The 20,393-nt window shown below is 72.5% G+C and carries 19 protein-coding genes; 8 read left to right on the top strand and 11 right to left on the bottom strand.

What is annotated here, in order from left to right:
* Positions 1–140: 140 nt before the first annotated feature.
* On the top strand, positions 141–1,142 hold the full coding sequence (locus DMA15_RS21605) for an ABC transporter ATP-binding protein (protein WP_125517927.1): 1,002 nt from the start codon (positions 141–143) through the stop codon (positions 1,140–1,142).
* Positions 1,129–2,031, top strand: a complete 903-nt coding sequence (locus DMA15_RS21610; RefSeq protein WP_125514425.1) for an ABC transporter permease — start codon at positions 1,129–1,131, stop codon at positions 2,029–2,031. The genes DMA15_RS21605 and DMA15_RS21610 overlap by 14 nt, the downstream gene beginning before the upstream one ends.
* Positions 2,032–2,055: 24 nt before the next feature.
* Here DMA15_RS21610 and DMA15_RS21615 read toward each other — a convergent pair whose 3' ends face one another.
* The 4 genes from DMA15_RS21615 to DMA15_RS21630 form a co-directional block, all read right to left on the bottom strand.
* Positions 2,056–2,652: an NAD(P)H-dependent oxidoreductase gene (locus DMA15_RS21615; RefSeq protein ID WP_125514426.1), complete on the bottom strand. Its 597-nt coding sequence runs from the start codon at positions 2,650–2,652 to the stop codon at positions 2,056–2,058.
* A 95-nt stretch (positions 2,653–2,747) separates the two neighbouring features.
* Positions 2,748–4,247 (bottom strand): hypothetical protein, encoded by a 1,500-nt coding sequence (locus DMA15_RS21620; RefSeq protein ID WP_240659887.1) that lies wholly within the window; start codon positions 4,245–4,247, stop codon positions 2,748–2,750.
* 563 nt (positions 4,248–4,810) lie between these two features.
* Positions 4,811–5,266, bottom strand: coding sequence for a VOC family protein (locus DMA15_RS21625; protein ID WP_125514427.1), 456 nt, complete (start codon positions 5,264–5,266; stop codon positions 4,811–4,813).
* Between the two features lie 17 nt (positions 5,267–5,283).
* Positions 5,284–6,213, bottom strand: coding sequence for an AraC family transcriptional regulator (locus DMA15_RS21630; RefSeq protein WP_125514428.1), 930 nt, complete (start codon positions 6,211–6,213; stop codon positions 5,284–5,286).
* Positions 6,214–6,293: 80 nt separating this feature from the next.
* On the opposite strand from DMA15_RS21630, the gene DMA15_RS21635 reads away from it, so the two are divergent.
* The gene (locus DMA15_RS21635; protein WP_125514429.1) at positions 6,294–7,187 is read left to right on the top strand and encodes an NAD(P)H-binding protein; all 894 of its coding nucleotides are present in this window, start codon (positions 6,294–6,296) and stop codon (positions 7,185–7,187) included.
* A gap of 194 nt (positions 7,188–7,381) precedes the next feature.
* Here the strand turns inward: DMA15_RS21635 and rarD are convergent, their stop codons facing one another.
* Positions 7,382–8,401 (bottom strand): EamA family transporter RarD, encoded by a 1,020-nt coding sequence (gene rarD, locus DMA15_RS21640; RefSeq protein ID WP_276314363.1) that lies wholly within the window; start codon positions 8,399–8,401, stop codon positions 7,382–7,384.
* A 141-nt stretch (positions 8,402–8,542) separates the two neighbouring features.
* Positions 8,543–9,403 (bottom strand): SDR family oxidoreductase, encoded by an 861-nt coding sequence (locus DMA15_RS21645; protein WP_125514430.1) that lies wholly within the window; start codon positions 9,401–9,403, stop codon positions 8,543–8,545.
* 91 nt (positions 9,404–9,494) lie between these two features.
* Here DMA15_RS21645 and DMA15_RS21650 point away from each other — a divergent pair, with 91 nt between their 5' ends.
* Positions 9,495–9,878, top strand: a complete 384-nt coding sequence (locus DMA15_RS21650) for a helix-turn-helix domain-containing protein (protein WP_125514431.1) — start codon at positions 9,495–9,497, stop codon at positions 9,876–9,878.
* 36 nt (positions 9,879–9,914) lie between these two features.
* On the opposite strand, the gene DMA15_RS21655 is transcribed toward DMA15_RS21650, so the two are convergent.
* From DMA15_RS21655 to DMA15_RS21675, 5 genes are all read right to left on the bottom strand, one after another.
* A complete protein-coding gene (locus DMA15_RS21655; RefSeq protein ID WP_125514432.1) occupies positions 9,915–10,976 on the bottom strand; it encodes a 2-oxoacid:ferredoxin oxidoreductase subunit beta in 1,062 nt (353 codons plus the stop codon).
* On the bottom strand, positions 10,969–12,900 hold the full coding sequence (locus tag DMA15_RS21660; RefSeq protein ID WP_125514433.1) for a 2-oxoacid:acceptor oxidoreductase subunit alpha: 1,932 nt from the start codon (positions 12,898–12,900) through the stop codon (positions 10,969–10,971). Before DMA15_RS21660 ends, DMA15_RS21655 begins: the two co-directional genes overlap by 8 nt.
* A gap of 296 nt (positions 12,901–13,196) precedes the next feature.
* Positions 13,197–13,856 carry a response regulator transcription factor gene (locus DMA15_RS21665; RefSeq protein ID WP_276314393.1) on the bottom strand — a complete coding sequence of 220 codons (660 nt, stop codon included), beginning with the start codon at positions 13,854–13,856 and terminating at the stop codon, positions 13,197–13,199.
* Positions 13,857–14,182: 326 nt separating this feature from the next.
* Complete coding sequence (locus tag DMA15_RS21670; protein WP_125517930.1) at positions 14,183–15,538, bottom strand: sensor histidine kinase; 1,356 nt, start codon at positions 15,536–15,538, stop codon at positions 14,183–14,185.
* A 108-nt stretch (positions 15,539–15,646) separates the two neighbouring features.
* Positions 15,647–16,849: a sensor domain-containing protein gene (locus DMA15_RS21675; RefSeq protein WP_125517931.1), complete on the bottom strand. Its 1,203-nt coding sequence runs from the start codon at positions 16,847–16,849 to the stop codon at positions 15,647–15,649.
* A 297-nt stretch (positions 16,850–17,146) separates the two neighbouring features.
* Here DMA15_RS21675 and DMA15_RS21680 point away from each other — a divergent pair, with 297 nt between their 5' ends.
* From DMA15_RS21680 to DMA15_RS21695, 4 genes are read left to right on the top strand one after another with little or no spacing between them, the layout of a single operon-like run.
* Positions 17,147–17,536: an NADH-quinone oxidoreductase subunit A gene (locus DMA15_RS21680; RefSeq protein WP_125514435.1), complete on the top strand. Its 390-nt coding sequence runs from the start codon at positions 17,147–17,149 to the stop codon at positions 17,534–17,536.
* Positions 17,527–18,129 carry an NADH-quinone oxidoreductase subunit B gene (locus DMA15_RS21685; RefSeq protein WP_125514436.1) on the top strand — a complete coding sequence of 201 codons (603 nt, stop codon included), beginning with the start codon at positions 17,527–17,529 and terminating at the stop codon, positions 18,127–18,129. The genes DMA15_RS21680 and DMA15_RS21685 overlap by 10 nt, the downstream gene beginning before the upstream one ends.
* The gene (locus tag DMA15_RS21690; RefSeq protein ID WP_125514437.1) at positions 18,126–19,427 is read left to right on the top strand and encodes an NADH-quinone oxidoreductase subunit C; all 1,302 of its coding nucleotides are present in this window, start codon (positions 18,126–18,128) and stop codon (positions 19,425–19,427) included. The genes DMA15_RS21685 and DMA15_RS21690 overlap by 4 nt, the downstream gene beginning before the upstream one ends.
* Entirely contained in the window at positions 19,424–20,392 is a 969-nt protein-coding gene (locus DMA15_RS21695) for a complex I subunit 1 family protein (RefSeq protein WP_125514438.1), read from the top strand. The genes DMA15_RS21690 and DMA15_RS21695 overlap by 4 nt, the downstream gene beginning before the upstream one ends.
* Position 20,393 lies beyond the last annotated feature (1 nt).

Genomic DNA, 20,393 nt, shown 5'->3' on the forward strand with positions numbered 1-20,393 from the left:
GTGTTCCTCGGTGCCGCCGGGTGGCGGCACCGAGGAACACCGCGCGTCGGGAGCCGGGAGCCGGGTGACAGGAGGAAGCGGTGCCGGACACCATCGGGGGACGGCCCACGCCGGGCGACGCGCTCGGCGGGGGCGGGGAGCTGGAGCCGGGCGGCCGGGACGGGGATCGGGAGCCCGGCGGCCCGGACGGTGCCGCGTACGTCATCGAGACCCGGGGGCTCACCAAGCGTTACGGCAGGCATCTCGCCGTCGACCGGCTGGACCTCACCGTCCCCGAGGGCAGCGTCTTCGGGTTCCTCGGGCCGAACGGCTCGGGCAAGACGACCACCATCCGCATGCTGATGGGCCTCATCGAGCCGACCTCCGGCACCGCACGGCTCCTCGGCAGACCCATGCCGCGCGCCACGCGCACCGTGCTCCCGCACGTGGGCGCGCTGATCGAAGGCCCCGCCCTCTACGGCTTCCTCTCGGGCCGCGACAACCTCCTGCGGTACGACTCCGCCGACCCGGCCGCCGACCCCCGTACCCGGCGCGTGCGCGCCGATGCCGCCCTCGACCGGGTGGGCCTCACCGCCGCCGCGGGCAAGAAGGCGAAGGCGTACTCACTGGGCATGAAGCAGCGGCTCGGCCTCGCGGCGGCCCTGCTCCAGCCGCGCAGGCTCCTCGTCCTGGACGAGCCGACGAACGGCCTCGACCCGCAGGGCATGCGCGAGATCCGCACCCTGGTGCGGGAACTGGCGGCCGAGGGCACCACCGTCTTCCTCTCCTCGCACCTCCTCGACGAGATCGAGCAGGTCTGCACGCACGCCGCCGTCATGACGCGGGGCCGCCTGATCACCCAGGGCCCGGTCGCCGACCTGGCCGCGGGCGCGCGCGGCAGGCTCGTCGTGACGACACCGGACCCGGGCGAGGCGGCCCGCGTCCTGAAGGAGCGTGGCGTGGCGGACCTGGTCGTGGCGGAGGACCGCGTGACGGGCGAGCCGCCAGACAAGGACGCCTCGGGGCGGGAGACGGAACTCGCCGATCTGAACGCCGCGCTGGTCGAGGCGGGCGTCCGCGTCCGCGGCTTCGGGCTCGAACGGGCCTCGCTGGAGGACGCGTTCGTGGCGCTCACGGGGGAGGGTTTCGATGTCGCGGGCTGAGGTCGTGGACGTATCGACGGGTGACGGGGGCGAGCCGAGGGCGCCGCGCGCGCTGTGGACCCTCGGGCTCTTCCGCAGCGAGCTGATGATCACCTTCCGCCGCTGGCGGACTCTGGCGCTGCTCGGCGTGCTCGCCGCCGTGCCGGTGCTCGTCGGTGTCGCCGTCAAGATCGAGACGAGCGACGGTTCGACGGTCGGCGGAGGCGGGGAGGGCGGCGGCCCCGCGTTCATCGCGCAGATCACCAACAACGGCCTGTTCCTGGTCTTCACCGCGCTCGCCGCGACCCTGCCGTTCTTCCTGCCGATGGCGATCGGCGTGGTCGCGGGCGACGCCATCGCGGGGGAGGCGAACGCGGGCACCCTGCGCTATCTGCTGGTCGCGCCCGCGGGACGCACCCGGCTGCTCCTCGTCAAGTACGCGACCACGCTGACGTTCTGCCTGGTCGCGACCCTGGTAGTCGCCGTGTCCGCGCTCGCCACGGGTGCGCTGCTCTTCCCGCTCGGCGAGGTCACGACGATCTCCGGTACGCGCATCGGCTTCGGCGAGGGGCTGTGGCGGGCCCTGCTCATCGCGCTCGTCGTCGCCGCGTCACTGATCGGCGTGGCGGCGCTCGGGCTCTTCGTCTCGACGCTCACCAGCAGCGGCATCGCGGCGATGGCGACGACGGTGGGCCTGCTGATCACCGTCCAGATCCTCGACCAGATCCCCCAACTGGACGCCCTCCACCCCTACTTCTTCTCCCACTACTGGCTCTCCTTCGCCGATCTGATGCGCGAGCCCGTCTACTGGGACGACCTCCTCAAGAACCTCCGGATGCAGGGGCTCTACGCGGCGGTCTTCGGCTCGGCGGCGTGGGCGCGGTTCGGGGCGAAGGACATCATGGCGTGAGGTGGCGGCCGGGCCGGGCCCCGGTCACGCCTTGTCGTAGGGGAAGCGGGCCAGCGGCGGCTCCTGCGCGAAGAACGTCTTGGCGCGGGCAAGGGCCTCGGTGTCGTCGAGCACCTGGCCGGGCCGGGTGCCGTTGCCGAGCAGGACGCCGCCGAAGCGCATGGGGAAGTAGGCGGCGGTGTTGTTCAGCGTGCCGATCAGCGGCTCGGCGACCTCCTCCTCGGTGTGCGCGAGCGCGGTCACGCCCCACAGGGTGCGGCCCTTCAGCGACTCCTTGAAGCCGATCTCCGGGGTCTCCAGCCAGGCGTCCCAGTAGTCGAGGTAGCGCTTGACGGTGGCCGACACGGAGTACCAGTACAGCGGCGAGACGATGACGATGTCCGTGGCTTCGAGGGTGGCATCGAGGAGCAGCGCCTCGTGGTCGCCCTCGGGGCGGGGGCGGGCGCGAGGGAGGGTCTCGTCGTGGCGCAGGTCCGCGAAGTCGGGGAGCGGGTGCTCGGCGAGGTTGATCCAGCGCTGCCCGGCGTCCGCGGGCAGCTGCTCGGCGGCCTTGCGGGCCAGGATCTCGGAGTTGCCCTCGGGGCGGGCGCTGCCGACGACGAAGAGGAACGAGCGGGTCATGTGAATCCCCCTGGATGGGCCCGGTGCGGCCGGGCGCGGCAATTACTTGCACGCGCACTATATGCATGCGCAAGCAATGGCGTCCAGGGGGCTTCTCAAGGGCGTACGTGGACGACCCACCCGGAGGAGTACGTGCCGGGCACGGCATGGCGGGGCCAGTCGCGGGCCCAGTGCGGGGGCGCGGCCTCGCGCAGCACGAGGGCGCTGAGGTCGCCGGGGCCGTCCGCCGGGCCGCCGGGTGCGCATCCGGCGACATGGGCGAGGGGGATGACGGAGGTGTTGCCGCCCAGGGTGCAGGGGGCGTCGGTACGGGCGCCGGGACGCGAACCGTTGCCGACACCGTGCCGCTCCAGCACTTCGGCGACCCGCGCCCAGTCGTCGCGGGCGCCCGCCTGGATCGTGGCGTTGCCGTGAGCGAGCAGAACCTGCACGAGGAGATGCCCCCCGAGCACGACCCCCACCAGACCGGCGCCGACCCACCGGTGCCGTCCGGCGCGGGCGACCCCGACGAGGGTGAGGAGCCCGAGGGCGGCGGTGGGGGCGAGCAAGGCATGGGTGGGGAGGAGGAAGCGGGGGGCGGCGTAGGGGACGAGGAGGAGATAGGGCAGGGCGATGGCGAGGGCGGTGAGGAGGGTGAGGGTGGTGGCGGGGGGTCTCGTCGCCTCGGAAGCGCTCTGGGGGGCGCGTTCTCGGCGCAGGGTCCACAGGCCCGCCGTCACCAGGAGGAGCAGCAGCAGCCACCACTCCGTCGCCACGGGGCGGATGCCGTCGCTGTCGCAGGGGCGGCAGAGCAGCGGGCCGTCCATGACCGTGAGGTGGTGGACGAACGACAGGAGCGGGCGCAGGTCCCCCTGCACCTCGCTGGCCTCCGTCAGCCGTTCGCGGACGCCGCCGAAACGGACGTACGCCTCCACGGCCCAGGGCAGCGCTCCCGCCGCGAGCCCGCCGAGCACGGCCACCACGCGGCCGCGCCCCCGCCAGGCGGGCACCAGCAGGGCGGCGAGGAGCAGGGGCAGCCCTATGGCGAAACCGTCGTTGGGACGCATCAGCGTGGCGAGGGCGATGCCGGCCGCGACACCGGCGTACGTGCGGAGGGACTGCCGCGACCAGAGGAAGAGGCCGACCGCGCCGACCGCCCCCATGGCGGTGTAGTGGTTGGGCATCGCCGCGCTCGCGTAGAAGAGCGTGATCCACAGCCCGCCGTAGAGCGCGGCGGCGACCGGGGCCATCAGGGGCCGGTGCGCGGCCCGCAGCCAGGGCCGGAACCCGAGATAGAGCGCGGCGGTCGAGAGCAGCGTCAGCCACACCCGGAGCAGCACGACGGAGTCGCTCCAGAGGGCCACCGGCGCGATGAGGAACGGCACCCCGCGGGTGCGGGGCGCGCTGAAGGGAGTGGCGGGCCCGTAGGGGGAGTACCTGCTGGCGTAGACGAGTTCGTCCCAGCCGAGGGGCAGGGAGAGCGGCACGAGGGCGAGCGACAGCAGCGCGAAGCCGCCGCAGACGGCGAGGAGGAGGCGCTGGGGAGGGCCCGCGCCCTTCCTCCCGCCGACCGGGCCGCGTTCGACGCCCGCGCTGTCCTCGAAGCCCGCTCTCACTCGGTCCTCGGCGCCCACCCGGCGCCCGGCGCCCACTCGGCTCTCGGCGCCAGCCCGGCATCCGGCGCTGGCTCGGTCCTCGGCGCCTGCCCTGCGTTCGGAGCCTGCTCTGTCTCCGGCGCCTGCTCGGCCCTTGGCGTCCGCCCCGCGTTCGGTGCCCGATCCGGCCCCGGCGCCTGCCCTGTCACCGGCGTCTGCTCGGTCCTCGGCACACGCCCGGCGTTCGGAGCCTGCTCGGTCCTCGGCACCCCCTCCGCCCTCGGCACCCCCTCCGCCCCCGGCACCCCCTCCGGGCCCCACGCTCTCCCTGTCCTCGGCGCTCACCCGCTCCTCTGCGCTCACCGCGCCTTCGCCGCCGTGGGCCGCTTCTTCGCCGAGGTGCTCTTGGCCTCCGCGCATCGGGGTCCCGCCTCCGGGGCGTCCCGGAGGCGGGCTGCCAGGGGTGTCTTCAGGGACACGGGGGAGGCCTCCTCGCTGGCAGAGCTGGCAGAGCTGACGGCGCCCCCGGCACCCCGCCGAAGAGGCATCGTCACCGCAAGCTTGCCACCGCCGTCCCCTCCCCCCTAGTGGACACAGAACTCGTTGCCCTCCGGGTCCCGCATGATCACCCACTCGCCCCCTGGCTCCCTGACATGCCGCTCCACCACCGCGCCGAGCCCCTCCAGACGGGCCACCTCACCGTCCCGGCCGCCGGCCCCGGAGTGCACATCGAGATGCAGCCGGTTCTTGCCGGTCTTGGCCTCGGGGACGCGCTGGAAGAGGATGCGGCGGCCGAGACCCACCCCGGTCTCCTCCTCGTAGGGGTCCTCGGGGTGGCGCACGGCGATGAGGTCGCGCCAGGCGCGGCGGCCGCGGAAGTCGACGGCCGCCGCCTCCGGCACCGCGCCGAAGCCGAGCAGGCGCTCGATCAGGGCGCTGTTGTCCTCGACCTCGTACCCCAGCGTCTCCGCCCAGAAGACGGCCTGGGCATGCGGGTCGTTGGCGTCGATGACGAGCTTCCAGTGCAGGGTCGTATGCATGTAACCAGTTATATCGGTTACGCGGAGAGCGCGCCCAGCTTCTGGTCCTGACCCCGCTTCCCGTGCTGAAGCGCCAGCGAGGCGCGGTAGCCGCTCGGCGCGATGCCCCGGATCCGCTTGAACGCGTCGCTGAAGCCGAACCCGTCGGCGTACCCCACCTGTCCCGCCACCGAGGCGACCGTCGCGCCGGGCTCGGCGAGCAGTTCGGCGGCGAGCGTCATGCGCCACTCGGTGAGGTACGCCATCGGGGGCCTGCCGACCAGGTCGGTGAAGTTCCTGGCGAAGGCGGCCCGCGAGACCTGGGCGCGCGCGGCGAGCGCCGCCACCGTCCAGGGCCGGGCCGGCTCGTCGTGCATGGCGCGCAGCGCGGGGCCGACCACGTCGTCGCCGAGCGCGCGGTACCAGGCGGGCGGGCAGGCCTCGGGCAGGTCGAACCACTCCCGCAGGGTGCACGCCAGCATCCAGTCGAGCATCCGGTCCATCACGTACTGACGGCCCGGCCGGTCCGCGGCGATCTCGGCGGCGATGAGTTCCACGATGGGCATGCACTCCTCGCCGGCCGGCACGACGAGCAGCGGCGGCAGCGCGCTGACGAGCCGCCGCCCGACGGAGCTGTCCAACTGGTACGCGCCGGTGACCAGTTCGCACCCGGCGCCGGGACCCGCGCCGGGACCCGCGCCGGGACCCGCGCCGGACCCCGTGCCAGGCCCCGCGGCAGCCAGCGTGAACGGCGCGTTCGTGCACACGATCGCGGCCCCGCCCGCCCGCAGGGTCCGCGCCTCGCCCGCCGCCGCCACGGCGATCCGCGCCACGCCCCGCACCACCGTGATCAGTTCGAGCGCCACCCCCTCGGCGCGGCGCGTCTCCCAAGGGCGCGTCAGCACCGTCCGGTTGAACAGCGCGCCGTCCGCGCGCACCCCTCGCAGCAGATCCCCCAGAGCGTCCATGGCCCCACGGTAGACGGACACCCATGCCACCAAGACGGACGCCCATGTCACCGAAACGCCGGGGGCGGTTGGCTGAACGCATGACCGACAACGCGCAGCACGACACGCCCGCCACCACCACCCACACCCCCACCCGCACCCCCGCCGCCCCCGACCGCCCCATCCTCGTGCTCGGCGCCACCGGCAAGACCGGCCGCCGCGTGGTGGCCCGGCTCCGCGCGGCGGGCCACCCCGTGCGCGCCGCGTCCCGCACCGCGGAGACCCCCTTCGACTGGACCGACCGCGCCACCTGGGCCCCCGCCCTGGACGGCGTGGGCGCCCTCTACCTCGTCGGCCCGCCCGACCCCGAGCCGATCGCCGACTTCGTCGCGCAGGCGAAGGCGGCGGGCGTACGCCGCTTCGTGGTCCTGTCCGGCCGGGGCATCGAGGTCTTCGGCGACTCCTTCGAACCGTCCATGGCGGAGGCCGAGCGCGTGGTGCGCGAGGCGGGCGTGGACTGGACGGTGATCCGCCCGAACAACTTCTCGCAGAACTTCGACGAGGACGTCTTCCACGCACCCCTGCTCGAAGGCCGCCTGGCGCTGCCGGTCGGCGACGTGCCGGAGCCGTTCGTCGACGTGGAGGACATCGCGGAGGTGGCCGCCGCCCTGCTCACCGAGGACGGGCACACGGGCCGTACGTACGAACTCTCCGGGCCGCGCTCGCTGACCTTCGCCGAAGCGGTGGCGGAGATGGCGGAGGCGTCGGGCCGGCCGATGCGGTTCGAGGACGTCACGGGGGAGGCCTATGTGGCCGAACTGACCGGGCGGGGCGTGCCCGAGGACGCCGCCCGGTCACTGGCGGAGGTGCTCGCCTTCCTCGCCGGGGGCCACAACTCCGCTCCGGCCCCCGGCGTCCGCGAGGTGCTCGGCCGTGAGGCCCGCGACTTCACGGAGTACGCGAGGAGGGCCGCGGAGGCGGGCGCCTGGGGCTAGGGCCTGTCCGGCGGATCATGTCGCCGGACGCGGGGTTTGGCACGCCGATCTGCGGCGTTGTCGTCGGTTGTCAACGCTCCGCGTTGCCGCCCTCCTCCGCCTTGCATCTCGACGCACCAAACCCCGCTCACCGGCACCAAGAGGTGGCCGCCACCCGAACGCGACCTGATCCGCCGGACAGGCCCTAGGGCACGTCAGGCCGCGGGCTCCCGCTCGCCAGGAGCCACAGAGGGGGCGGACCGGGCAGACGGGGCAGACGAGGTGGACGACGCGCCCTCCGCGGCACGGCGTGCGGCGGTCAGCCGGGCCGCGTTGCGGCGGGCCGTCCGCAGCGCGTCCCACGTCAGCAGCGACAGCGCCAGCCACACCAGCCCGAAGCCCGCCCACCGCTCGGGCGGCATCGCCTCGTGGAAGTACAGGATCCCGAGCAGGAACTGGAAGACGGGCGCGAGGTACTGGAGCAGCCCCAGCGTGGAGAGCGGCACCCGGATCGCCGCGGCGCCGAAGCAGACCAGGGGAGCGGCGGTCACCACTCCGGTCGCGGCGAGCAGCGCCGCGTGCCCGGCGCCCTCCGTGCCGAACGTGAGGTCCCCCCGCGAGCCGAGCCACACCAGAAAGGCGACAGCGGGCAGGAACTGCACGGCGGTCTCGGCGGCGAGCGACTCGAGGCCGCTGAGGTTGACCTTCTTCTTCACCAGCCCGTACACCGCGAAGGAGAAGGCGAGGCAGAGCGAGATCCACGGCGGCTGCCCATAGCCGAAGGCGAGCACGAGGACCGCCGCGAGCCCCACCGCGACGGCCGCCCACTGCACGGGCCGCAGCCGCTCGCCGAGCAGCAGCACGCCTATCGCGATGGTGACCAGGGGGTTGATGAAGTACCCGAGGGAGGCCTCGACGACGTGGCCGTTGTTCACGGACCAGATGTAGACGCCCCAGTTGAGGGTGATGACCGCCGCGGCGACCGCCACCAGGCCCAGTCGGCGGGGCCGGCGCACCAGCTCGCGCGCCCAGCCCCAACGCCGTACGAACAGGAGCGCGACGCCCACCACGACGAGCGACCACGCCATCCGGTGCGCGAGGATCTCGGCGGCCCCGGACGGTTTGAGGAGCGGCCAGAAAAGGGGGACGAGGCCCCACATCCCGTAGGCCGCGAAGCCGTTCAGCAGCCCTATGCGCTGCTCGCTCCTGGCCTGTCCGGCTGCTCCGCTCTCCACGGGCCCTCCTCGCCACACGGCAGTCCGACGCTGCCTCCCCGAAGGTAGCGCCGAGAGCCCTCGCCTGTCATGCCCGTATACCTGGAACACTCATGACATGAGCCGGGTCGGTAAGCCCGTCCGGCATTTGAGGACAAGCGGTCAACGCCGAAGCCCCGCGGCCACCGCCTCGGCGATACCCGTGGTCGGCCGCCCGATCAGCCGGGCGAGGTCACCGCTGGTCCCCGCGAGGCGCCCCCGCCCGACAGCCGCGTCGACGTCGACGAGGATCGCCGCCATCGGCTCGGGCACCCCCGCGCCGGTCAGCACCGCGAGATGCTCCTCGGCGGGGACGTTCACGTACGAGATGTCCTTGCCGCTCTGCCGGGCGACCTCGGCGGCGTACTCGGCCATGCTCCACGCGACGTCGCCGCTCAGCTCGTACACCTTGCCCTCGTGACCCTCGCCGGTCAGGACGGCGACGGCGGCCGCCGCGTAGTCGGCGCGCGAGGCGGAGGCGATGCGGCCCTCGCCCGCGGAGGCGATGACGGCACCGTGTTCGAGGACCGGGGCCAGGTGCTCGGTGTAGTTCTCGTGGTACCAGCCGTTGCGCAGGAAGGCGTACGGCAGACCGGAGTCGGCGATCAGCCGCTCGGTGGCCTTGTGCTCGGCCGCCAGGTCGAAGTCGGCGTCGGGCCCGCCGAGGATGCTCGTGTAGGCGAGGAGCGCCACGCCCGCCTCGCGCGCCGCGTCGATCACCGCGCGGTGCTGCTCCACCCGCCGCCCGACCTCGCTGCCGGAGATGAGCAGCACGCGGTCGCCCGCGGCGAAGGCGCCGCGCAGGGTCTCGGGGGCGCTGTAGTCGGCTGTGCGCAGCTCGACGCCGCGCTCGGCGAGGTCGGCGGCCTTGTCCTTGTCGCGTACGACGGCCGCGACCTCCCCGGCGGGGACACCGGCGGTGAGCAGCCCCTCGATGACGAGGCGGCCGAGGTGCCCGGTGGCTCCGGTGACGACGATGCTCATGTCTGAAATCTCCTCTTCGATGCGGTCTGCCACTCACCCTAGCTCCGGCACTAACTATCCGTAAGTACCCACTTTGAAGTAAGGTACTGGTATGTCCGTAAGTAGCTGGAGCCGCGGCGGCGGCGAGGAGATGTGCCCCTACCGCCTGGTCCTGGAGCACGTCACGAGCCGCTGGGGCGTGCTGATCCTGATCGCCCTCGCGGAGCGCTCGTACCGCTTCAGCGAGCTGCGCCGCGCCATCGGCGAGGTGAGCCGCGTCAGCGAGAAGATGCTGAGCCAGACCCTCCAGACCCTGGAGCGCGACGGCCTGGTGCACCGCGACGCCAAGCCGGTCATCCCGCCCCGCGTCGACTACTCCCTCACGGACCTCGGCCGCGAGGCCGCCGAGCAGGTCAAGGCCCTCGCGGCCTGGACGGAGCGGCGCATGGACGACGTACAGCAGGCGCGCCGGGAGTACGACGAAGCCCGGCTCTGAAAGATCCAGAACCGGGCTTTCGCGCGAGGGAGGCGGCTAGCCGACGACCGTCCACGTGTCGCCGCCCGCGAGCAGCGCGGCGAGGTCGCCCTTGCCGTTCTGCTCGATGGCGCTGTCGAGCTGGTCGGCCATGAGCGTGTCGTAGACCGGCCGCTCCACGTCGCGGAAGACGCCGATCGGGGTGTGGTGCAGGGTGTCCGGGTCGGCGAGGCGGGAGAGGGCGAACGCGGTCGTCGGGGACGCGGAGTGCGCGTCGTGGACGAGGATGTCGCGCTCGTTCTCCGGGGTGACCGCGACGACCTTCAGGTCGCCGGTGACCGCGTCGCGCACCACGCCCTTGGAGGCGTCGGTGCCGAAGCGGATCGGCTGCCCGTGCTCCAGGCGGATCACCGCCTCCTCCGCCTGCTGCTTGTCCTTGAGGACCTCGAAGGCGCCGTCGTTGAAGATGTTGCAGTTCTGGTAGATCTCCACCAGCGCGGTGCCCGGGTGGTCGGCGGCCTCGCGCAGCACCGACGTGAGGTGCTTGCGGTCGGAGTCCACGGTCCGCGCCACGAAGGACGCCTCCGCGCCGATCGCCAGCGAGACCGGGTTGAACGGCGCGTCCAGCGAGCCCATCGGCGTCGACTTGGTGATCTTGCCGACTTCCGAGGTGGGGCTGTACTGGCCCTTGGTGAGGCCGTAGATCCTGTTGTTGAAGAGCAGGATCTTCAGGTTCACGTTGCGGCGCAGGGCGTGGATGAGGTGGTTGCCGCCGATGGAGAGCGCGTCGCCGTCGCCGGTCACCACCCATACGCTCAGGTCGCGCCGCGAGGAGGCGAGGCCGGTGGCGATGGCCGGGGCGCGGCCGTGGATGGAGTGCATCCCGTACGTGTTCATGTAGTACGGGAAGCGGGAGGAGCAGCCGATCCCGGAGACGAAGACGATGTTCTCCTTCGCCAGGCCGAGGTCCGGCATGAAGCCCTGCACGGCGGCCAGCACGGCGTAGTCACCGCAGCCCGGGCACCAGCGCACCTCCTGGTCGGACTTGAAGTCCTTCATGGACTGCTTGGCCTCGGCCTTGGGGACCAGCTTCAGCAGTCCGTTGCCGACGTCAGTCATCGATGGCCTCCTTGAGAGCCGTGGCGAGCTGCTCGGCCTTGAACGGCATTCCGTTGACCTGGTTGTACGAGACCGCGTCCACCAGGTACTTCGCCCTGATGAGGGTGGCGAGCTGACCGAGGTTCATCTCGGGGACCACCACCTTCTCGTAACGCCCGAGGACCTCGCCCAGGTTCCGCGGGAACGGGTTCAGATGGCGCAGATGGGCCTGGGCGATGGGCACACCGGCCGCGCGCAGCCGCCGGACCGCCGCGGTGATCGGCCCGTACGTCGAACCCCAGCCGAGGACCAGCGTGGTGGCGTCCCCGCGCGTGTCGTCGACCTCCAGGTCGGGCACGTCGATGCCGTCGACCTTCGCCTGGCGGGTGCGGACCATGAAGTCGTGGTTGGCCGGGTCGTACGAGATGTTGCCCGTGCCGTCCTGCTTCTCGATGCCGCCGATGCGGTGTTCGAGCCCGGGTGTGCCGGGGACCGCCCAGGGGCGGGCGAGGGTCTGCGGGTCGCGCTTGTAGGGCCAGAAGACCTCGGTGCCGTCGTCCTCGGTGTGGTTGGTGCCCGAGGCGAACTGCACGCGCAGATCGGGCAGTTCGTCCACCTCCGGGATCCGCCACGGCTCGCTGCCGTTGGCCAGGTAGCCGTCGCTCAGCAGGAAGACCGGCGTGCGGTAGGTGACCGCGATCCGGGCCGCCTCCAGAGCGGCGTCGAAGCAGTCCGCCGGGGTCCTCGGCGCCACGATCGGCACCGGCGCCTCGCCGTTGCGCCCGTACATCGCCTGGAGCAGGTCGGCCTGCTCGGTCTTGGTCGGCAGGCCGGTGGAGGGGCCGCCGCGCTGGATGTCCACGATGAGCAGCGGCAGTTCGAGGGAGACCGCGAGCCCGATGGTCTCCGACTTCAGCGCCACCCCGGGCCCGGAGGTCGTCGTCACCGCCAGCGAGCCGCCGAACGCGGCACCGAGCGCCGCGCCGATCCCCGCGATCTCGTCCTCCGCCTGGAAGGTGCGCACGCCGAAGTTCTTGTGCCTGGACAGCTCGTGGAGGATGTCCGAGGCGGGCGTGATGGGGTACGAGCCCAGGTACAGCGGCAGATCCGCCTGGCGGCCGGCCGCGATCAGCCCGTACGACAGGGCGAGGTTCCCGGAGATGTTGCGGTAGGTGCCGGTCGGGAACGCCTTGGCGGCCGGGGCGACCTCGTAGGAGACCGCGAAGTCCTCGGTGGTCTCGCCGAAGTTCCAGCCCGCGTGGAACGCCGCGATGTTCGCCTCGGCGATGTCGGGCTTCTTGGCGAACTTGGTCCGCAGGAACTTCTCGGTTCCCTCGGTCGGCCGGTGGTACATCCACGACAGCAGGCCGAGCGCGAACATGTTCTTGGACCGGCCCGCGTCCTTGCGCGAGAGGTCGAACTCCTTCAGCGCCTCCACCGTCAGCGTGGTCAGCGGCACGGGGTGCACGCTGTAGCCATCCAGGGAGCCGTCCTCCAGCGGCGAGGTGTCGTAACCGACCTTCTGCATCGCCCGCTTGGAGAACTCGTCCGTGTTGACGATGATCTCCGCGCCGCGCGGCACGTCGCCGATGTTCGCCTTCAGTGCCGCCGGGTTCATCGCCACCAGGACGTTCGGCGCGTCGCCGGGCGTGAGGATGTCGTGGTCGGCGAAGTGGAGCTGGAAGGAGGAGACGCCCGGCAGGGTGCCGGCGGGCGCCCTGATCTCGGCCGGGAAGTTCGGCAGCGTCGACAGGTCGTTGCCGAAGGACGCGGTCTCCGAAGTGAAGCGGTCACCCGTGAGCTGCATGCCGTCACCGGAGTCACCCGCGAAGCGGATGATCACCCGGTCCAGGCGCCGTACGTCTTTCCCGCCCGCGGGCTTGCGTTGCTCTCCGACGAGTGCCCCGTCGGCCTGCTCGGCTTCGCTGCTGACCTGGCTGGTCACTGAAGTGGACCTCCCTCGAGGCGACTGAGGGGAAGTGCCGGGACGCCCGGCGTTCCCAAGGCCCACCCTACGTCTGTAAGGGTCGCCTTCCTCGGGTAGCTCGCATTTTGGACGTCTTTTTGGGACGCTCCGATGTCCTGTTCTGCCATGATCTGCCTTACCCCCCGGTCCTTCATAGATGACGCTCCCCGCTCGTCTTCTGGTTCTGGGACTTCTCTGGCTCTGGCGTGGCTCTGGCTCTGGTGTTCGGTCGTTCGGTCCTGCCGATCACTGGCAGGGTGTCAGCTCGTCACGCGTCATGAGTTGAGATACGTGAGAACCGCGAGCACACGGCGGTGATCCCCGTCACTCGGGGAGAGCCCGAGCTTCAGGAAGATGTTGCTCACGTGCTTCTCGACGGCGCCGTCGCTCACCACGAGCTGCCGGGCGACCGCCGAGTTCGTCCGGCCCTCCGCCATCAGGCCGAGTACCTCGCGCTCGCGCGGAGTAAGCCCCGCGAGCACGTCCTGCTTGCGGCTGCGGCCGAGCAGCTGCGCCACGACCTCCGGGTCGAGCGCCGTGCCCCCCTCGGCCACCCGCACCACCGCGTCCACGAACTCGCGGACCTCGGCGACCCGGTCCTTGAGCAGATAGCCCACGCCCCGGCTCGACCCGGCGAGCAGTTCGGTGGCGTACTGCTCCTCGACGTACTGCGAGAGGACCAGCACCCCGAGCCCCGGATGCTGCTGGCGCAGGAAGACCGCGGCCCGCACCCCTTCGTCCGTATGGGTCGGGGGCATCCGCACGTCGGCGACGACCACGTCCGGCAGCGCGTCCCGCGACGCCAGCTCCGTGATCGTCTTGATCAGCGCGTCGGCGTCCCCCACGCCGGCCACCACGTCGTGCCCGCGGTCGGTCAGCAACCGGGTCAGGCCCTCCCTGAGCAGCACTGAATCCTCGGCGATGACCACCCGCACTTTGTCCTCCACTGTTTTCGGCCCCCCGGCGCGCTCGTTCGGCCGGCGCCGGTACGACGTCCATCGCGTCGCCCGGGCATCCGGCACCTCAGTATCGCGCGATCCGGGCCCGGCCACCGGTGCTGTCGCCAGACTGGTACGCCCCGCACGCGGCGCGCCGCCCCTGGCCCGGGGCGGGGGGGGGCGGGGGCGGCGGGGCGTGGGGGGCGCTGATCAACTGGTGCCCTGTGCCGGGGGAGTTCGGTTCTTGCCCTTCGGGCCTCGCGCCCGTGGTGTTCGGCCCGTGCCGGTCAGGCCTTGCGCCCGTGGTGTTCGGCTTGGGCCGTTCAGGCCTTGCGCCAGGGCAGTTCCGCCGTGATCGTCGTCGGGCCGCCCTGCGGGGAGTCGACCACGAGGATCCCGTCGACCGCGTCGAGCCGTTCGGCGAGGCCCGCGAGCCCGGAGCCCGCCGACGCGTCGGCGCCGCCGTAACCGTCGTCCGTGACCTGGAGCATCAGCCGGTTCTCGGCGCGCCACACGTCGACCGAGCCCCGCGTCGCCCGGCTGTGCTTGCTGATGTTCTGCAGCAGCTCGGAGACGGTGAAGTACGCGATGCCCTCGATCGCCGCCGCCGGACGGCTCGCCAGGTCCACCTCGACCTGGACCGGCACGGTGCAGCGCGCGGCAAGCGCGGAGAGCGCCGCGTCCAGACCGCGGTCGGTCAGGACCGCCGGATGGATGCCGCGGGCCAGGTCGCGCAGCTCCTGGAGGGCGACCTTCACCTCGCCGTGGGCCTCGTCGACCATGCGGGCCGCGGCCTCGGGGTCCTCGGTCAGCTTCTCCTTGGCGAGGCCCAGATCCATGGCGAGGGCGACGAGGCGGGCCTGCGCGCCGTCGTGCAGATCGCGCTCGATGCGGCGCAGGTCGGCGGCGGCGGTGTCCACGACGACGCCCCGGTCCGACTCCAGCTCGACGACGCGGGTCGCGAGCCGCGAGGGGCCGAGCAGGCCGTGCACCATCAGCCGGTCCACGGTCGTCAGGGCCCGCAGGATCCACGGCGTGGCCAGCGTGATCAGCAGGCCGGTGCCCGCGGTGACGCCGATCTCGAAGGGGTTGTCCAGGTAGATGCGGTGGCCGTCGTCGCCGTAGAGCTGGATGCCGTCCTGGCCTCCGTACATCGGGAAGAGCCAGAACCACAGCGGATACGTGAGCATCATCCAGCCGTAAGCCCAGAAGACGACCGCCACGGTGAACGAGAACAGCGCCCACGGCATCAGCAGCACGCAGTAGAGCAGGTGCCGCCAGGACGCGCCGCTCTTCAGGACGGCCCCGATGACCGCCATCGGACCGCCGCCCTTGGGCCGCAGGGGCTCCGGGGCGGCGACGTCCAGGTCGAGCAGGCCGCGGGCCCGGGTGCGCTCCAGGGCGCCGATGCCGCGGCAGCCCGCCAGGGCGCCGGCGAGCACCGGGATGCCGATGAAGGTGATCAGCAGGCCCGCGCCGAGCGAGACCGACGTGACCGCGAAGACGAAGGAGGTGAGCCCGATGGGCAGGCTCAGCAGGATGTAGCCGAACTCCTTCCAGGTGCGCGCCTCGATCGGAGCGCGCAGCCCCGCGGGGAGGCGCCGCCGCCTCTCGGCGCCGGTCCCCCGGAATTCCGGCCGGTCCATGTGTGTGTGCCCCTGTCCGTACTCCGCGGCCATCACTGCCATCCGTCTCTGCTCAGCTGCCTGTTTTCCGTACACCAAGCCTCGCCGCGGGGGCCCTGCCGGGCCATGGAGCGGGTCGGCGTCTTGGGGCGGGGGTTTTCCCTACCTTCCCGGGGCCGCCTCCGCCGCACGGTCCCGCCACGGCAGCTCCGCCGTGATCGTCGTCGGGCCGCCCTGCGGGGAGTCGATCACGAAGAGGCCGTCGACCGCGCCGAGCCGGTCCGCCAGGCCCGCCATGCCCGTGCCGCCGTCCAGCCGGGCCCCGCCGCGCCCGTCGTCCCACACCTGGATGAGCAGCCGGTCCTTGGCCCGCCACACCTCCACGCTCGCGCTCCTCGCCCCGCTGTGCTTGCTGATGTTCTGCAGCAGCTCGGAGACGGTGAAGTACGCGATGCCCTCGATCGCCGCCGCAGGCCGCGCCGGCAGATCCGCGGTCACCTTCACCGGCACGGTGCAACGGGAGGCGACGGAGGACAGCGCCGCGTTGAGCCCGCGGTCGGTCAGGACGGCGGGGTGGATGCCGCGGGCCAGGTCGCGCAGCTCCTGGAGGGCGACCTTCACCTCGCCGTGCGCCTCGTCGACCATGCGGGCCGCCGCCTCGGGGTCCTCCAGAAGCTTCTCCTTGGCGAGACCGAGCCCCATCGCGAGGGCGACGAGGCGGGCCTGCGCGCCGTCGTGCAGATCGCGCTCGATGCGGCGCAGATCCGCGGCGGCCGTGTCCACGACCACCCCCCGGTCGGACTCCAGTTCGGCGATGCGCCGTTCCAACTCGTCGGAGGGGCAGAGCAGTCCGCGCACCATCGCCCGGTCCACATTGGTCAGCCCCCGCACGACGAAGGGCAGCACGGGCCAGAGCACGATCAGCCCGACGAGCGTGACCGCGAAGGTCAGCACCCCCCACGGCAACCGGATGAACGCGTACAGCATCGCGCGCCACCCCACCGGGTCCCTCAGACTCGACCAGAGCCACCCGAAGACGCCGCTCCCGCCGAACACCGCCATCGGGCTCGGCTCCTCGACCCGCACCCCGAGCAGTTTCCTGGCCCGTGCCCGCTCGGCCCTGCCCAGCAGGCGCGCGCCGAGCAGCCCCGCCGCGAGCAGCGGCAGACCGATGACGGTCACCGTCAGGCCCGCGCCCAGCGACAGCGTGACCACCGCGTAGACGAAGCCGGCGATGCCGATCGGCAGGTTTCCCAGGAGCTGGGCGATCTCCTTCCAGGTGTGCCCGTCGTAGGCGAACCGCGCGGGCGGCGGCCGGTCGTCGTCGAGCGGCCCGCCGACCGGGCGGTCCTCGGGCAAGGGCATGGTGCGTGCGGTCATACGCGCCAGAGTGCCCGGCGCGCCGCCGTAACGCCATGAGGGTCCCGCCCGGGGCGCCCGGGGGATAACCCCACCCCGCCCGACCACCTCACCCGACCGCCTCGCCGACCCACCCCGCCCGACCGCCTCGCCGACCCGCCTCGCCCGCATCGATGCGTGACGCTCTGCTTACCGAACCTTTAGCAGGCCCTAGACTCCCGTGCGTACAGATCGTCGAACAGGATCAGCATCAGGGCCAAGGACGGTCGGGGAGTGAGGAGCTGACGTGTGTGAGGGGCTGACGTGGACGTGACGAACGTCGCGGCGAGCTACTACCAGTCGTACTCCGTCGTCGGGCTGCTCGCCCTGGTGGGCGTGGTGTTCGTCGCCGTCGCCTTCGGCGCGGGCCGTCTGCTGCGCCCGGTGGTGCCGACCCCCGAGAAACTCCTGACGTACGAGTGCGGCGTCGACCCCGTCGGCGAGGGCTGGGCCCACACCCAGGTCCGCTACTACGTCTACGCCTTCCTCTACGTGATCTTCGCCGTCGACTCGATCTTCCTCTTCCCCTGGGCGACGGTCTTCGCCGCGCCCGGCTACGGCGCGACCACGCTCGTGGAGATGTTCATCTTCCTCGGCTTCCTCGCCGTGGGCCTGCTGTACGCATACAAGAAGGGCGTCCTTACATGGACGTGAGCGCCGTGACCCCCGCTCCCGTGGACCTCCCGGAGCCGAAACGGCTTGGCGTGCTCTCCCGCCTGGCCCCCGAGCCGATGAAGGTGGTCCTCAACTGGGGCCGCCGCTACTCCCTCTGGGTCTTCAACTTCGGCCTCGCCTGCTGCGCCATCGAGTTCATCGCCGCCTCCATGGCGCGCCACGACTTCATCCGGCTCGGCGTCATCCCCTTCGCGCCGGGCCCGCGCCAGGCCGACCTGATGGTCGTCTCCGGCACGGTCACGGACAAGATGGCACCCGCGGTCAAGCGCCTGTACGAGCAGATGCCCGAACCGAAGTACGTCATCTCCTTCGGCGCCTGCTCCAACTGCGGCGGCCCGTACTGGGACTCGTACTCCGTCACCAAGGGCGTCGACCAGATCATCCCCGTCGACGTGTACGTGCCCGGGTGCCCGCCCCGGCCCGAGGCGCTGCTCCAGGGCATCCTCAAGCTCCAGGAGAAGATCGCCGCCGAGTCGCTCGGGGAGCGCTACGGCCACGGCACGCGGCCCTCCACGGCGGCGCTGCGCAGCGGCCTGGTGAAGGCGCCCGCGCCGGGGGAGGCCCAGGCATGACCGGCTGGCTGCCGAGCCCCGTCGAGGAGCTGTTCGGCCCGGAGGCGACGGCCGACGAGTCGTACGACGTACTGACCGTCGACGTCCCCCCGGACCGGTGGACCACCGCCCTCGAAACGGCCCGCACCACGCTGGCCTGCACCTACTTCGACTGGCTGAGCGCGGTCGACGAGCCGGAGACGGGTTTCCGCGTCGCCGCCCACGTCGTCGCGCTCTCTCCCGTACGCCGTCTCCTGCTCCGTACGACGGTCGCGCACGACGCCCCCGTCCTCGCCTCCGCCGTCGGTGTCTACGCGGGCGCCGCCTGGCACGAGCGCGAGACGCACGAGATGTTCGGCGTGACGTTCGAGGGGCACCCCGGGCTGACCCCGCTGCTCCTCCCCGAGAACTTCGAGGGCCACCCGCTCCGCAAGGACTTCGTGCTCGCGGCCCGCGTCGCGAAGGCCTGGCCGGGCGCCAAGGAGCCGGGCGAGTCCGAACACGGCGGCCCCAAGCGCCGCCAGATGCTGCCCCCCGGCGTGCCCGACCCCAACGAGTGGGGCCCCCTCAAGGGCCAACTCCCCCCTGCCCCGGCCCGCCCGGCCCGAGCCGCTCGTACGGCAGGCGCGGCGGGCGCGCCCGGCCGTGCGGCTGGCGCGGCTGGTCGTGCGGCGGCCGGTGAACGCCCGGCGCGGCGGACCCGCTCGGTGAGCGAGGGCTCGGCGAGCCAGGCGACGACTCCGCCGGCGGCCGGTACCGGGGGAACCCAGCCTGCGGACCAGACCGCCGCTGAGCCCGCCGAGGCCGCCGAGGCCGTTGGGCCCGCTCAGCCCGCCGAGGCCCAGCAGCCGGCGGCCCCGACCCGCCCCCCGAGGCGCTCCCGCAGCGTCAGCCAGGGCTCGGCGTCCCAGCGGGCGGAAGCTTCGCCCGCTCCGGAGCCGGGGGCCTCGCCCACGGACCCGGCACCAGCGACACCGCCGACGCCGACGCCGACGCCGGAACCGGCTCCCGCGCCCGAGGCGAGCCCTGCTTCCGAGGCGACCGCGAGCCCGGCGCCCGAGGCATCCCCGGCCACCGAGTCGACGCCCGCCCCCGGGCCCGCCCCCGCCGCGGAGCCCGAGCCCAAGCGGCGCCCGGCCCCGCGCAGCTCCGACGCCCCGTGGCACCACGCCCGCCCGACCTTCGACGACGCCGAGCCCGCAAGGCCCGAGCAGCCCACCCCCGCCGACTCCACCGGGTCCACCGAGTCCACCGAGTCCACGGAACCCGGCCCCGACCAGAACCCGGAGAACGGCGAACGCCCAGGAGGCACCGAGTGAACGACGCCCTCGACGTCGCCCTGCGCCTCGTCATCGTCTTCGCCGTCTTCCTGGTCCTGCCCCTCGTCATCGGCCAGACCGAGCACAAGGTGATGGCCCACATGCAGGGCCGCCTCGGCCCCATGTACGCCGGCGGCTTCCACGGCTGGGCCCAACTCGTCGCCGACGGCGTCAAGTTCGCCCAGAAGGAAGACATCGTCCCGGCCCAGGCCGACCGCCGCGTCTTCCAACTGGCCCCCGCGATCGCCCTCCTGCCCTACCTCCTCGTCCTGGTCGCCATCCCGGTCGGCCCCGGCGAGGGCGCGGTCGGCGAGGTCGTCGACGCCGGCATCTTCTTCGTCCTGGCGGTCATGGGCATCGGCGTACTCGGCTCGCTCATGGCGGGCTGGGCCAGCGCCAACAAGTTCTCCCTCCTCGGCGGCCTGCGCACCGCCGCCCAGCTCCTCGCCTACGAACTGCCGATGCTGCTCGCCGCCGCCTCCGTCGCGATGGCGGCAGGCACGGTCTCCCTGCCCGGCATCGTCGACGCGTTCGAGTGGTGGTGGCTGCCCTGGCAGATCACCGGCGCCCTCGTCTTCTTCGTCGCGGGCCTCGCCGAACTCCAGCGCCCGCCCTTCGACATGCCCGTCGCCGACTCCGAGATCATCTTCGGCGCCTACACCGAGTACACGGGTCTGCGCTTCGCCCTCTTCCTCCTCGCCGAGTACGCCGGAATCGTCGTCCTGTGCGGCCTGACCACCGTCCTCTTCCTGGGCGGCTGGCACGGTCCGTGGGGCGCCGACGGCCTGGGCTGGGTGTGGACCCTGCTCAAGACGGCCGTGCTCGCCTTCGTCGTGATCTGGCTGCGCGTGACCTACCCCCGTCTCCGCGAGGACCAGCTCCAGAAACTCGCCTGGACCACCCTCGTCCCCCTCGCCCTCGCGCAGATCGCGCTCACCGGAATCGTGAAGGTGGCGATCTCCTAAC

Origin of the sequence: Streptomyces sp. WAC 01529, from assembly GCF_003945545.1 — a bacterium.
Classification (GTDB): domain Bacteria; phylum Actinomycetota; class Actinomycetes; order Streptomycetales; family Streptomycetaceae; genus Streptomyces; species Streptomyces anatolicus.